Below are 13,757 nucleotides of genomic sequence, written 5' to 3'. Positions count from 1 at the left end.
TCTTGAAAAGGTCTCGAACAGGTCTTACGGCTGCGGTCGGCGCGGTGGCCGGATGTGCGCGAACGGGGGTTGATCGGATACCAAGGCCCTATGGCGGTCTTCGTCGCGCTCGGCGCGTTCCTGATGACGCTGGCCGGCGGCTGGACGGCACAGCGGGTGACCGACCGCCGCCATCTGGTCCTCGGCCTGGCCGGCGGACTGATGCTCGGCGTGGTCGGCCTGGACCTGCTGCCCGAGGCGCTGCACGCGGCCGGCGACGAGGTCTTCGGCGTCCCCGCGGCCCTGCTCCTGTTCGTGGCCGGCTTCCTGCTGGCCCATCTGGTGGAACGCCTGCTGGCCGCCCGCCAGGCCGCGCACGGCGGCGAGGAGCACGACGGCCGGGTCCCCGAGGTGGGCCTCACGGCAGCGGCCGCGATGGTCGGCCACAGCGCCATGGACGGCGTGGCGATCGGCGCCGCCTTCCAGGTGGGCGGCGGCATGGGCACGGCCGTGGCGCTCGCCGTCGTGGCCCACGACTTCGCGGACGGCTTCAACACGTACACGATCACGAGCCTGTACGGCAACGCCCGCCGCAGAGCGCTGACCATGCTCTTCGCGGACGCGGCGGCCCCGGTGGTGGGCGCCGCCTCGACGTCGTTCGTGACCATCCCTGAGGGCCTGCTCGGCGGCTATCTCGGCCTCTTCGGCGGCGCGCTCCTCTATCTCGCGGCGGCCGAGATCCTCCCCGAGGCCCACCACGAACACCCCGCCCGCTCGACCCTGCTGTGCACGGTCGCGGGCGTGGGCTTCATCTGGCTGGTGGTGGGCCTGGCCGGCTGATCCGGCGGTACGGGCGGTTCTGTGCGGGGTCACAACTTGCCGCCCCGGGTGCCGTCCCGCCGCGCGGGCGCGATGAGAGTGGAGAGATACGGCAGGGGAGCCCCGTCGAGCTCGGCGGCCGACCGGATGGACTCGCCGTCCAGCCCCAGCGCCGATCCCCATACGGCGTCCTCGAGCCGCCCGGTCTCCCTGAGCGCCTCGGCCACCTCCCCGGCCTGCCGCCCGAACTTGTAGGCCACGACGGTCCCGGGCCCGTTGAGCGCGTCCTTGAGCACGGCGGAACCGGCGGTGACGGGCACGAGCGTGAGCGGCTCGGTGCCCTCGGTCAGCACGGCCCCGGAACGTGCCGCGAGGTCCTGCATGGCGGTGATGCCGGGCACGGTCTCGACGACGACGTCCGGCACGAGCTCGCCGATGGTGTGGGCGAGATAGGTGAAGGTGGAGTAGACGTTGGGGTCGCCGATGGTGGCGAAGGCGACGGAGCCGTGCGTGTGCAGCAGCTGGGCGACCCGCTCCCCGGCCGCGTCCCACGCGGCCTCGCGCCGGGCGTGGTCACTGCGCTCGTTGAGGGCGAAGACGACCCGGACCACCTTCTCCTGCGGCACGTAGTGCAGCACGGTCGCCTCGGCCCGCCCCCGCTCGCCGGTGTCCATCACCGGCACCACGACCACATCGGCGGCGCGCAGGGCGTTGACGCCCTTGACGGTCACCAGCTCCGGATCCCCGGGGCCGACCCCGACCCCGACCAACCTGCTGCTGCTCATGACGTCCGGCACCTCTCCACGAACCGACGGGCCACACCGGGCTGAGAGGCCCAGTGCGTGTGCAGATAACTCGCGTGCACACCGCGCTGTACGAAACCTTCGAGCCGTCGCCGGGGCACCCGTACGCCCCAGGCCGCGGCGTCCCCCGCCCCCGGCTCCACCACGGTCCGGTGGAACTCGTGCCCGCGCATCCGCGTACCGGCGACGGCGAGCGAACTGTCACTGACGGCGACGGCGTCCCGGTACCCGAGCGTGAGCTTCTCCTCCATCCGCGCCGAGGCGTCGAGCACCCCGCACATGGGCTGCCCGTCGAGCTCCCGGCACAGGTAGAGCAGCCCGGCGCACTCGGCGGCGACGGGAGCGCCGGTCTCCGCGAGGGCGGCGACGGCCTTGCGCAACGGTTCGTTGGCGGACAGGTCGGCGGCGTAGACCTCGGGGAACCCGCCTCCGATGACCAACCCGCTCGTCCCGTCCGGCAGTTGCTCGTCGCGCAGGGGGTCGAAGACGACGACCTCGGCACCGGCCGCGGTGAGCAGCTCGGAGTGCTCGGCGTAGGAGAAGGTGAAGGCGGGACCGCCGGCGACCGCGATGACGGGTGGGTGCGGCTGAGTGGGGGCTGGTCGCGCAGTTCCCCGCGCCCCTAGGTGGGTGACCTGCCCCGAATCCATCCGCTCCGGCGTTCGCGCCAATTCAGCCCCTCCGGCGTTTGAGGAGCGGGGGTCCGGGGGCAGCGCCCCCGGGAGCGGGGTCGAAGGGGCGGCAGTCCCTGGGGGCGGGGCGGGTAGGGGCGGCGGGGGCGAGGAAGCCAGGACCTCAGCCGCGTCCCAGGCCGAACTGGACAACGCACCGGCACCCCGAGCGAGTCCCATCAACCCCTCCAGATCACACCCCCGTTCCACCTGCGCGGCCATCGCGGCGACAGAAGACACCGCAGCCGCCCGCCGCTCGGCGACCGGCACCAACCCCAGGTGCCGGGACGGCGTGTCCACCTGAGCCACCCGCCGCAGCACCCCGAACACCGGCACCCCGGCCGACTCCAGCGCCTCCCGCAGAAGCTCCTCGTGCCGATCGGAGGCGACCTTGTTGAGGATCACGCCCCCCACCCGCACCTCGGGATCCCAGGACGCGAACCCATGCACCAGCGCGGCCACGGACCGGGACTGTGACGAGGCGTCGACGACCAGCACCACCGGCGCCCGCAGCAACTTCGCGACATGCGCCGTGGACGCCAGCTCCCCTTCCCCCGCGGCCCCGTCGAACATCCCCATCACCCCCTCGACGACGGCGATGTCACACCCGCGCGCCCCGTGCAGGAACAGCGGAGCCACCAGCTCCGGCCCGCACAGGTACGCGTCGAGATTCCGCCCCACCCGCCCACTCGCGAGCGCGTGGTACCCGGGGTCGATGTAGTCGGGGCCCACCTTGTGCGGGGACACGGCGAGCCCCCGCGCGGCGAACGCGGCCATCAACCCCGTGGCGACGGTGGTCTTGCCGCTGCCGGAGGACGGCGCGGCGACGACCAGCCGGGGGACGGAGACGGACGAGGACATCACCACTCGATACCCCGCTGCCCCTTCTGCCCGGCGTCCATCGGGTGCTTCACCTTGGACATGTCGGTCACGAGATCGGCGAAGTCGACGAGTTTCTCGGGCGCGTTCCGCCCGGTGATCACGACATGTTGTGTACCCGGCCGGTTCCGGAGCACCTCCACGACCTCATCCGTGTCCACCCACCCCCAGTGCATCGGATAGGCGAACTCGTCGAGCACGTACAGCTTGTACGTCTCCGCGGCCAGATCCCGCTTGACCTGCTCCCAGCCCTCCCGGGCCTTCTCCTCGTTGTCCATCTGGGCGTCCCGCTGCACCCAGGACCAGCCCTCACCCATCTTGTGCCAGTCGACGGAGCCGCCCTCGCCGGACGCCCCCAGCACCCGCAGCGCGTTCTCCTCGCCGACCTTCCACTTCGCCGACTTGACGAACTGGAACACCCCGATGGGCCACCCCTGGTTCCAGGCCCGCAGGGCCAGCCCGAAAGCGGCGGTCGACTTGCCCTTCCCGATCCCGGTGTGCACGACCACCAGCGGCCGATTCCGCCGCTGACGCGTCGTCAGCCCGTCGTCCGGCACCACACTCGGCTGTCCCTGAGGCATTACGCGGCCCTCCTCTGTACGTCCTTCACCAGTCCGGCGATCGAGTCGGCCCGCAACTCGTCCAACGTCACCGCGGTACCGCCCAGTTCACCGGCGAGCTGCCCGGCGAGCCCCAGCCGCACGGGCCCGGACTCGCAGTCCACGACGACCGAGGCGACGCCCTCCGCGGCGAACAGCCGGGCCGCCCGCCCCGCGAGCGCGACCGGCTCGGGTCCACCGGTGGCCCGCCCGTCGGTCACCACGACGACCAGCGCCCGCCGCGCGGGATCCCGCAGCCGCTCCACCCGCAGCACCTCGTGCGCCCGCAGCAGTCCGGCCGCGAGCGGGGTACGGCCACCCGTCGGCAGCGTCTCCAGCCGGGCCGCAGCGGCGTCCACGGACGACGTCGGCGGCAACGCGACCTCCGCCGCCGACCCCCGGAACGTCACCAGCCCCACCTTGTCCCGCCTCTGGTACGCGTCGAGGAGCAGCGACAGCACGGCTCCCTTCACCGCGCTCATCCGCTGCCGCGCCGCCATCGACCCCGAGGCGTCTACGACGAACAGCACGAGGTTGCCCTCGCGTCCCTCACGCGTGGCCTGCCGGAGATCGTCCCGCCGGACCACGAGCCCCCGCCCCGACCGCCCGCGCGCCCGCTGATGCGGGGCGGCCGCCTGCACGGTGGCCGCCAAGTGCAGCTTGGTCAGGGCCCCTTGGGGCCGCCGGGCGCCCGTCGTCCGCCCGTGCTCGGTCCGCGCCCGCGACCGCCGCCCGGCGACCCCGTCCCCGAGCCCGGGCACGCTGAGCACCTTGGCACGGAACGGCTCGGCGGCCCGGACGGCGGACTGCTCACCCGCACCGGCACCGGCCGGCTGCGGCTCACCGCCCTCGCCCTCCTCGGGGCGCGCGCCCTCGTCGCCGCCCTGCGGACCGGAGTCCGGCGACGGCTGCCCGCCACCCCCACCGGGTCCGTCCGGATCCGGCTCGTCATCATCACCGGAGTCACCCGCGTCACCGGAGTCCCCGGACCCGCTGAACTCCTCCAGCGTCTCGTCGAGCTTGTCCTCGTCAAGTCCCGGAGCGTCAAAGGGATTCCGCCGACGGCGGTGCGGCAGCGCGAGCAGCGCGGCCTGCCGCACATCCTCCGCGAGCACATCGGTCCGCCCGGCCCACGCGGCCAGCGCGGTCGCCGTACGCGCCATCACGATGTCGGCCCGCATGCCGTCCACCTCGAACGCGGCACAGGTCGCCGCGATCTGCCGCAGCGCCCCGTCACCCAGCCGCACCGACGGCAGCAACTCGCGTGCGGCGACGATCCGTTGCCGTACGGTCGACTCCTCGTCCGCCCAACGTGCCGCGAAACCCGCCGGATCGTCGTCGTACGCGAGCCTGCGCCGGACGACCTCGACCCGCTGGTCCGGCTCCCGCGAGGCCGCGACCTCGACGGTGAGGCCGAACCGGTCGAGCAACTGCGGCCGCAGCTCGCCCTCTTCGGGGTTCATGGTGCCGACCAGCAGGAACTTCGAGGCGTGCCGCACGGAGACGCCCTCGCGCTCGACGTACGACGCCCCCATCGCGGCCGCGTCCAGGAGCAGGTCGACCAAGTGGTCGTGGAGGAGGTTGACCTCGTCGACGTAGAGGATCCCGCGGTGGGCGTCGGCGAGGAGTCCCGGCTCGAAGGCCTTCACGCCCTCGGCGAGCGCCCGCTCGATGTCGAGGGCTCCGACGAGTCGGTCCTCGGAGGCGCCGACGGGGAGTTCGACCATGCGGGACGCCCGCGAAGTGCCCGGGCCCGGCTCGTGCGGTCCATCCGGGCAGGACGGGTCGGGAGCGGCCGGGTCGCAGGAGAAACGGCAGCCGGGGACCACCGCGACCTCGGGCAGCAGCGCCGAAAGTGCGCGTACCGCCGTCGACTTGGCGGTGCCCTTCTCGCCGCGCACCAGCACACCGCCGACCGCCGGTGAGACGGCGTTCAGCAGCAGCGCGAGCCGCAGGTCCTCCTGGCCGACGACGGCCGTGAACGGGAACGGGGTACTCACTTGTCGTCACCCTCCAGATCGCCTTCGAGCTCCAGGTAGGTGGCGCGCAGCCGCTCCAGCGTCTCCGCGTCCGGCTCGGCCCACAGCCCACGGTCGGCGGCCTCCAGGAGCCGTTCCGTGATGCCCCGCAGCGCCCAGGGGTTGGACTTCTTCATGAAGTCCCGGTTCTCCGCGTCGAAGACGTACTCGGCGCTGAGCTTCTCGTACATCCAGTCGTCGACCACGCCCGCCGTGGCGTCGTAGCCGAAGAGGTAGTCGACGGTCGCCGCCATCTCGAAGGCGCCCTTGTAGCCGTGCCGGCGCATGGCCGCCATCCAGCGCGGGTTGACCACCCGGGCCCGGAAGACCCGGTGGGTCTCCTCGCCCAGCGTGCGCGTCTTCACCTGGTCCGGGGTGGCCGAATCACCCACGTACGCCTCGGGGTTGGCGCCCGTGAGGTGGCGCACCATGGCGACCATGCCGCCGTGGTACTGGAAGTAGTCGTCGGCGTCGACCAGGTCGTGCTCACGGGTGTCGACGTTCTTCGCGGCGACGTTGATCCGCTTGAACGCGGTCTCCATGTCCCCGCGCGCGGCCCGCCCGTCGAGCCCGCGTCCGTAGGCGTAGCCGCCCCACACCGCGTACACCTCGGCGAGGTCGGCGTCCGAGCGCCAGTTGCGGGCGTCGATCAGGGGCAGCAGCCCGGCGCCGTAGGCCCCCGGCTTGGACCCGAAGATCCGGGCCGTCGCGCGCCGCCGGTCACCGTGCTCGACGGTGTCCTCGTCGGCGTGCGCCTTCACGAAGTTGCGGTCGGCCGGCTCGTCCAGCTCCGCCACCTTGCGCACGGCGTCGTCGATCAGCCCGACCACGTGCGGGAACGCGTCCCGGAAGAACCCGGAGATGCGGACGGTCACGTCGATGCGGGGCCGCCCGAGCTCCTCAAGGCCGATCACCTCGAAGCCGGTGACCCGCCGCGAGGCCTCGTCCCACACCGGACGGCAGCCGAGGAGCGCCAGGATCTCGGCGATGTCGTCGCCCTGGGTGCGCATCGCGGACGTGCCCCAGACCGTGAGGCCCACCGACTTCGGGTACTCACCCGTGTCGGCCAGGTACCTCTGCACGAGCGAGTCGGCGAGCGACTGGCCGACCTCCCAACTCAGCCTGGAGGGGATGGCCTTGGGGTCGACGGAGTAGAAGTTCCGGCCGGTCGGCAGGACGTTGACGAGACCGCGGGTCGGGGAGCCGGAGGGCCCGGCCGGGACGTACCCGCCGTCCAGGGCCTTGAGGATGTGCCCGATCTCGTCGGTCGTGCGGGCGAGACGCGGCACGACCTCGGTGCAGGCGAACTCCAACACGGCCACGGCTTCAGGGAGTTCGGTGCCGAGGACGTCACGGACCAGGCCCGGGACGGCCGCCGCGTCCCAGGACAAGGCCTCCATGCCCTCCGCGACCCGTCGGCACAGCTGCTCCAGCAGGTCGATCGCGTCGGCCGCCGTACGGGACGGCCCCTCGACCAGGTCCGACAGCTCCACCGGCACCTTCACCGGAGCGCCCGGCTCCGCCAGCAACTCCTTCTCCACCAGCCCGAAATGAGCGGCGAAGGAGGCCCGCAGCCCCGGCAGGGCGTTCGCCTGGCCGCCCCACACCTGCGAGGCGCGCAGCACGGCCAGCACCAGGTTGACCCGGGCCTCGTCGACCGGACCGCCGCCCAGGATGTGCAGGCCGTCCCGGATCTGCACGTCCTTGATCTCGCACAGATAGCCGTCGATGTGCATGACGAACTCGTCGAACGCCTCGTCGTCCGGCTGCTCGTCGACATGAAGGTCGTGGTGGAGCTCGGCCGCCTTGACCAGCGTCCAGATCTGCGCGCGGACGGCCGGGGCCTTGGTCGGGTCGAGGTCGGAGACGAGCGCGTACTCGTCGAGCAGTTGCTCCAGCTTGGCGAGGTCGCCGTAGGTGTCGGCCCGTGCCATCGGCGGCACCAGGTGGTCGACGACGGTGGCGTGTCCGCGCCGCTTGGCCTGGGTGCCCTCGCCCGGGTCGTTGACGATGAACGGGTAGATCAGGGGCAGTTCACCCAGGACGGCGTCCGGCGCGCACCCACCACTGAGCCCAAGACCCTTGCCCGGCAGCCACTCCATCGTGCCGTGCTTGCCCATGTGGACGATCGCGTCGGCGCCGAAGGAGTGGTCCAGCCACCGGTAGGCGGCCATGTAGTGGTGCGACGGCGGCATGTCCGGGTCGTGGTAGATCGCGATCGGGTTCTCCCCGAAGCCGCGCGGCGGCTGGATCATCACGACGACGTTCCCGAACTGGAGGGAGGCCAGCACGATGTCGTCCCCGTCGACGTACAGCGAGCCGGGCGGTTCGCCCCACGCCTCCACCATGGCCCGACGCAGCTCCGGGTCCAGCCGGTCGAACCACGCCTGATAGTCGGCGAGCGGCACCCGCGCGGGCGCGGAGGCCAACTGGTCCTCCGTCAGCCACTCGACGTCGTGACCGCCCGCCTCGATGAGCCGGTGGATCAACTCGTCGCCGCCGGAAGGGTATTCGGTGAGCGAGTACCCGGCGTCCCTGAGCGCGTCCAGGACCTGGATCGCCGAGGCGGGGGTGTCCAGGCCGACCGCGTTGCCGACCCGCGAGTGCTTGGTCGGATACGCGGTGAAGACCAGCGCGAGCTTCTTCTCGGCGTTCGGCTTGTGCCGCAACTTCGCGTGCCGTACGGCGATCCCGGCGACCCGCGTGGCCCGCTCGGGGTCGGCCACGTACACCGGGACGTCGTCTGGGCCCTGCTCCTTGAAGGAGAACGGCACGGTGATCAGCCGCCCGTCGAACTCCGGGATCGCGACCTGCATGGCCGCGTCCATGGGGGAGAGGGCCGCGTCGGACTCGTCCCAGGCCGCCCTGGACGTCGTCAGGCAGAGCCCTTGCAGGACGGGCACGTCGAGGTCGGCCAGCGCCCCGATGTCCCAGGCCTCCTCGTCACCGCCGGCCGAGGCCTGCGAGGCGTGGGTGCCGCCGGCGGCGAGGACGGTGGCGACGAGGGAGTCGGCCCCGGCGAGGATCTCGTAGAGCCCGGGGTCCGCCCCGCGCAGTGAACCGCAGTACACGGGAAGGGCGTTGGCGCCCTTCGCCTCGATCGCCTCGCACAGGGTGTCCACGAAGGCGGTGTTGCCGCTCAGTTCATGGGCCCGGTAGAACAGCACGCCGACGGTGGGGCGGCCGCTCTCCCGCGCGTACGAGCCGTGGACGCCGTACTCCGGCATCTTCCGCGGCTCGACGAACCCCTCACCGGTCAGCAGCACGGTGTCGGACAGGAACCGGGCGAGTTCCTCCAGGTTCGCGGGCCCGCCCTCGACGAGGTACTTCAGCGCCTCCGCGACCACACCCGCGGGCACGGACGACTCGGCCATCAACTCCGCGTCCGGAACCGCCTCTCCGCCCAGCAGCACGGTCGGGATGCCGGAGGCCTTCAGCGCGGCCAGCCCGTCCTCCCAGGCCCGCTTGCCGCCGAGCAGCCGTACGACGGCGATGTCCGCGCCCTCGATCAGCGCCGGCAGCTCCTGTACGACGTCGACGCGGGTCGGGTTCCCGATCCGGTACGAGGCACCGGAAGCGGCCCGGGCCGCCAACAGGTCCGTGTCGGCGGTCGACAACAACAACACTGTGCTCATGCGGGCGCTCCCGGTGGAATGAAAGGCAGTCCTTGCGGCGCGCCGGACTCGATGAGCCGCCACAGCGCGTCCGTGTCCGCGTGCTGTTCGATCAGGTCGCCGAGCCGGTCGAGCTGCTCCTCGCGCAGCCCGGCGAACGAGGTGTCGGGGGCCGGGACGAAGCGGCGGCCCGCGGCGGCCGCCACCTCCCGCAGGAACGCCCGCCGGAAGCCGTCCGACTCCAGCGAGCCGTGCCAGTGCGTGCCCCAGGTCTGGCCCACGCGGCAGCCGTCGAGGAAGGGTTCCCCCCCACTCAGGGAGGCGACCCCGTGATGGATCTCGTACCCCTCGACCTGCTCGCCGAGGGCTTCCCCGACCGGCCGGGTGAGGGTCTTCTCGCGGGCGAACCGCACCCGCACGGGCAGGACTCCGAGGCCGTCGACCGCGCCGACGCGCGACTCGACCTCGTCCTCGATGTGTTCGCCGAGGATCTGGAACCCGCCGCAGACGCCGAGGACGGGTCGGCCTTCGGCGGCCCTTCTGACAAGGGCGTCGGCCAGCCCCCGCTCTCGCAGCCACTCCAGCGCGCGGACGGTCCCCCGGGTCCCCGGGATCACCACGAGGTCGGCGTCGGCCAGTTCCTCGGGCCGGTCGACGAACCGGACCACGACACCCGGCTCGGCGGCCAGGGCGTCGACGTCCGTGAAGTTGGACATCAGCGGGATCGCGCAGACGGCCACCCGCATGACGTCCTCGCCCACGGGAGGGGTCACCGTGGACTCGCGGACCGTCCCGCGCAGGGAGACCCGCAGCCCGTCCTCCTCGTCGATCCCGAGTCCGTGCCGGAAGGGCAGCACGCCGTAGGTGTGGCGCCCGGTGAGCCCGTGGAGCATGTCGAGGCCGGGCTCCAGGAGGCTGACGTCCCCTCGGAACTTGTTCACGAGGAATCCGGCGACGAGCTTCTGGTCCTCCTCCGACAGCAGCGCGACGGTCCCGAAGAAGGAGGCGAAGACGCCCCCGCGGTCGATGTCGCCCACGACCAGCACGGGCAGCCCGGCGTTGCGGGCGATCCCCATGTTGACGATGTCGGTCCGCCGGAGGTTGATCTCGGCCGGGCTCCCGGCCCCCTCACAGATCACCGCGTCATACGTGCCCCGCAACTCGGCGAGACAGTCGAGCACGGTCCCGAGGAGTTTCTGCTGCCGCCCCCCGTGATACCCGCGGGCGCTCAACTCGCCGACCGGCTTCCCCAGCAGCACGACCTGACTGCTCTGTTCGCCACCGGGCTTGAGCAGCACGGGGTTCATCAGCGCGGTCGGTTCGACCCGGCAGGCCTGTGCCTGCATGGCCTGGGCCCGCCCGATCTCGGCGCCCTCGCGCGTGACGAACGAGTTGAGGGACATGTTCTGCGCCTTGAACGGCGCGACCTTCACCCCCTGCCGCACCAGCCACCGGCAGATCCCGGCCGTGACGACGCTCTTGCCGGCGTCCGAGGTGGTACCGGCGACGAGAAGACCCCCGCCACTCATGCCGTACGCCCCTTCACGAAGGCTCGCGCGGCGACACCGACGCCGAGCGCGAGCAGCCCCACGCGCCGCGACAGCCGTGCCGCGCGCTCGATGTCGTACGGGGCGACGGCGCGCCCCTCCTGATGCAGCACGGGCCGGTGTTCGACCCGTCCCGCGTACGAGAGGGTCCCCCCGAGCCTGACCCCGAGTGCCCCGGCGAACGAGGCCTCGACAGGCCCGGCATTGGGGCTCGGATGCCGGTGCGCGTCCTGGCGCCAGGCCCGCACGGCACCCCGGGGATCGTCTCCGGCGAGCGTGGCGAGCACGGCGGTCAGCCGCGCCCCCGGCCACCCGGCGAGGTCGTCGAGCCGGGCCGAGGCCCACCCGAAACGCCGGTACCGGGGCGACTTGTGACCCACCATCGCGTCCAGCGTGTTCACGGCCCGGAACCCGAGCAGCCCCGGCACCCCGCCGACGGCACCCCACACCAGGGCCCCCACGACGGCGTCGGAGGTGTTCTCGGCGACCGACTCCACGACCGCACGGGCGATCCCGTCGGCGTCCAGGGCCTGCGGGTCGCGCCCGCACAGATGGGGCAGCCGGGCCCGGGCCGCCTCGACGTCCCCGGTCTCCAGCGCCCGTCCGATGACCCGGGCCTCCCGCACGAGCGAAGTCCCGCCCACGACGGCCCAGGTGGCGGCCCCGGTGAGCGCGACGGAGGCGGCACGGGAGGGACGTACGACATGCTCCGCGGCGGCGCCGAGCGCCACCGCGCCCCCCACGCACACGGCGGTGTGCAGCGCGCCCCACCCCCGGTGGTCCCGCCACAGCACCCGCTCCACGGCTCCGGCGGCCCGCCCGAACGCGGCGACCGGATGCCCGCGACGGGGGTCGCCGAACAGGAGGTCACCGATCAGACCGGCGGCGGCGCCGTACGCGAAAACGCGATCGGCTCGCATCGGGTCAGCCGATCGCGGGGTCGTTCAAGTGCCTGGTACTGCTGGTGGATCGGCAGGCGAGCATCGCGTCATGTCCTCACTCAGGGTGTCCACGCCCTGGTTCGACGAGTCCGGCGGCGAGAGTTCCTGGCTCCCGGGGCTACCTACCCCGGTGACAGTGGCGGGACCGCGCCGGATTCGCACCGGCTTCCTCTCCTGCCGCCGTATATGGCTCCGGCAGTCCACCACGGGCCTTCGAGACCCGTCAACTTGCTGTTGACCTGCGGCGGGGGAGTGTGCAGAACCCCACATCGCCGGTCATGGAAGACGGCCGGGCGGGCACGGAACCCGAAGTTCCGTGCCCGCCCGGCCGTCGAGTGACGGGAGTGCCGTCAGGCCACGATCAGATAGATCCCGTACGCCACCGCCGCCGCGCACGCGGCGAAGCAGGCGTAGGCGCCGGTGACCGCGAGGCCGGCCGAGCCGCCCTGGGCCGAGGCCCGCTCCTGGCGGGACAGGCCCATGATGCCGAGGGTGAACAGGGCCACGAGGCCCACGGTGACGACGAGGCTGACGCCGAAGACGGAGCCGAGTGCTTCCCAGTCGATCTGCATGGTGAGGCTTCCTTAGGACTGCGGGCTCAGACGGCGGCCGGCGGGGAGGCCGGTTCCGGCGTGGCGGGCGGGCCGGGCGGGGCCGGGATCGTGGCGGTGAGTTCCTCGGCCACGGGGCCCGCGGGCGGCGGGATCACGGCGGCGATGGCCGTGGTCACCACGCCGGCCGGCTCGTCGGTCTCGTTGACGTTCGAGGCGTCGACGACCTCGCGCCGCGAGATCTTCCAGATCGCCGCGCTGGAGGCGACGAGGAAGACCGCCACGACCGCCGTACCCCAGTCGCCGAGGTCGGTGACGGACTCGGCCAGGGCACCCACCAGGGCCGCCGCAGGCAACGTCAGGCCCCACGCGACGAACATCCGCGTCGCCGTCGACCAGCGGACGACTCCGCCCTTGCGGCCGAGGCCCGCGCCCATCACCGAACCGGAGACGGAGTGCGTGGTGGAGAGGGAGAAGCCGAGGTGGGAGGAGGCCAGGATGACCGTGGCCGCGCTGGTCTGGGCGGCGAAGCCCTGCTGCGGCTGGAGGTCGGTCAGGCCCTTGCCCATGGTGCGGATGATGCGCCAGCCGCCGAGGTAGGTGCCGAGCGCGATGGCGAGACCCGCGGAGAGGATGACCCAGGTGGGCGGGTCGGAGTCGGGGGCGACGGCGCCGCCGGCGACCAGGGCGAGGGTGATGATGCCCATCGTCTTCTGCGCGTCGTTGGTGCCATGGGCCAGCGAGACCAGGCCGGCCGAGGCGATCTGGCCGGTGCGGTAGCCCTTCGCGGCGGCCTTGCCGTCGGCCTTCTTGCCCAGCGAGTAGGAGAGCCGGGTGGCCAGCATGGCGGCGACGCCCGCGACGATCGGCGCGGCGATCGCCGGGATCAGGACCTTGGTGACGAGCGCGTCGCCGTGGACCGCGCCGACGCCCGCCGAGGCGATGGTGGCGCCGATCAGACCGCCCATGAGGGCGTGCGAGGAGCTGGAGGGCAGACCCACCAGCCAGGTCAGCAGGTTCCAGAGGATCGCGCCGACCAGGGCGGCGAAGATGACCTCGGGACGGATGCCGGTCTCGTCGACGAGACCCTTGGAGATCGTGTTGGCGACCTCCACCGAGAGGAAGGCGCCCACAAGGTTCAGCACGGCGGACATGGCCACCGCGACCTTGGGCTTGAGTGCACCGGTCGAGATGGTGGTGGCCATCGCGTTGGCGGTGTCGTGAAAACCGTTCGTGAAATCGAACGCGAGTGCGGTTACGACCACAATCGCGAGGATCAGCGAGAAGTTTTCCATTTACCCAGGCAATCGTTCGAGGTCATTGGCATGTTGAAGGT

10 protein-coding genes and 1 riboswitch are annotated in these 13,757 nt (G+C 72.3%); of the genes, 1 reads left to right on the top strand and 9 read right to left on the bottom strand.

Going from position 1 to position 13,757, the window contains the following annotated elements; translation table 11 throughout:
• Positions 1–90: 90 nt before the first annotated feature.
• Complete coding sequence (locus tag ABZ098_RS00395) at positions 91–819, top strand: ZIP family metal transporter (protein WP_356585702.1); 729 nt, start codon at positions 91–93, stop codon at positions 817–819.
• Between the two features lie 29 nt (positions 820–848).
• Here the strand turns inward: ABZ098_RS00395 and cobI are convergent, their stop codons facing one another.
• The 9 genes from cobI to ABZ098_RS00350 all read right to left on the bottom strand — a co-directional run bounded on the left by cobI (position 849) and on the right by ABZ098_RS00350 (position 13,716).
• Complete coding sequence (gene cobI / locus ABZ098_RS00390) at positions 849–1,595, bottom strand: precorrin-2 C(20)-methyltransferase (RefSeq protein ID WP_356585700.1); 747 nt, start codon at positions 1,593–1,595, stop codon at positions 849–851.
• The gene (locus ABZ098_RS00385) at positions 1,580–3,133 is read right to left on the bottom strand and encodes a cobyrinate a,c-diamide synthase (RefSeq protein WP_356585698.1); all 1,554 of its coding nucleotides are present in this window, start codon (positions 3,131–3,133) and stop codon (positions 1,580–1,582) included. Before ABZ098_RS00385 ends, cobI begins: the two co-directional genes overlap by 16 nt.
• On the bottom strand, positions 3,133–3,732 hold the full coding sequence (gene cobO, locus ABZ098_RS00380) for a cob(I)yrinic acid a,c-diamide adenosyltransferase (protein WP_356585696.1): 600 nt from the start codon (positions 3,730–3,732) through the stop codon (positions 3,133–3,135). The genes ABZ098_RS00385 and cobO overlap by 1 nt, the downstream gene beginning before the upstream one ends.
• Complete coding sequence (locus ABZ098_RS00375) at positions 3,732–5,750, bottom strand: putative cobaltochelatase (protein WP_356585694.1); 2,019 nt, start codon at positions 5,748–5,750, stop codon at positions 3,732–3,734. The genes cobO and ABZ098_RS00375 overlap by 1 nt, the downstream gene beginning before the upstream one ends.
• On the bottom strand, positions 5,747–9,403 hold the full coding sequence (gene cobN, locus ABZ098_RS00370) for a cobaltochelatase subunit CobN (protein ID WP_356585692.1): 3,657 nt from the start codon (positions 9,401–9,403) through the stop codon (positions 5,747–5,749). The genes ABZ098_RS00375 and cobN overlap by 4 nt, the downstream gene beginning before the upstream one ends.
• The gene (locus tag ABZ098_RS00365; protein WP_356585690.1) at positions 9,400–10,911 is read right to left on the bottom strand and encodes a cobyric acid synthase; all 1,512 of its coding nucleotides are present in this window, start codon (positions 10,909–10,911) and stop codon (positions 9,400–9,402) included. The genes cobN and ABZ098_RS00365 overlap by 4 nt, the downstream gene beginning before the upstream one ends.
• The gene (locus ABZ098_RS00360; protein ID WP_356585688.1) at positions 10,908–11,849 is read right to left on the bottom strand and encodes a cobalamin biosynthesis protein; all 942 of its coding nucleotides are present in this window, start codon (positions 11,847–11,849) and stop codon (positions 10,908–10,910) included. The genes ABZ098_RS00365 and ABZ098_RS00360 overlap by 4 nt, the downstream gene beginning before the upstream one ends.
• Positions 11,850–11,946: 97 nt before the next feature.
• Positions 11,947–12,090: riboswitch (cobalamin riboswitch) on the bottom strand.
• A 130-nt stretch (positions 12,091–12,220) separates the two neighbouring features.
• Complete coding sequence (locus ABZ098_RS00355) at positions 12,221–12,442, bottom strand: hypothetical protein (RefSeq protein ID WP_356585686.1); 222 nt, start codon at positions 12,440–12,442, stop codon at positions 12,221–12,223.
• A gap of 26 nt (positions 12,443–12,468) precedes the next feature.
• Positions 12,469–13,716 (bottom strand): inorganic phosphate transporter, encoded by a 1,248-nt coding sequence (locus ABZ098_RS00350; protein ID WP_356585684.1) that lies wholly within the window; start codon positions 13,714–13,716, stop codon positions 12,469–12,471.
• Positions 13,717–13,757 lie beyond the last annotated feature (41 nt).

Origin of the sequence: Streptomyces sp. NPDC006335, assembly GCF_040612795.1 — a bacterium.
Lineage (GTDB): Bacteria > Actinomycetota > Actinomycetes > Streptomycetales > Streptomycetaceae > Streptomyces.
This window is presented reverse-complemented; position numbering and strand designations above follow the sequence as displayed.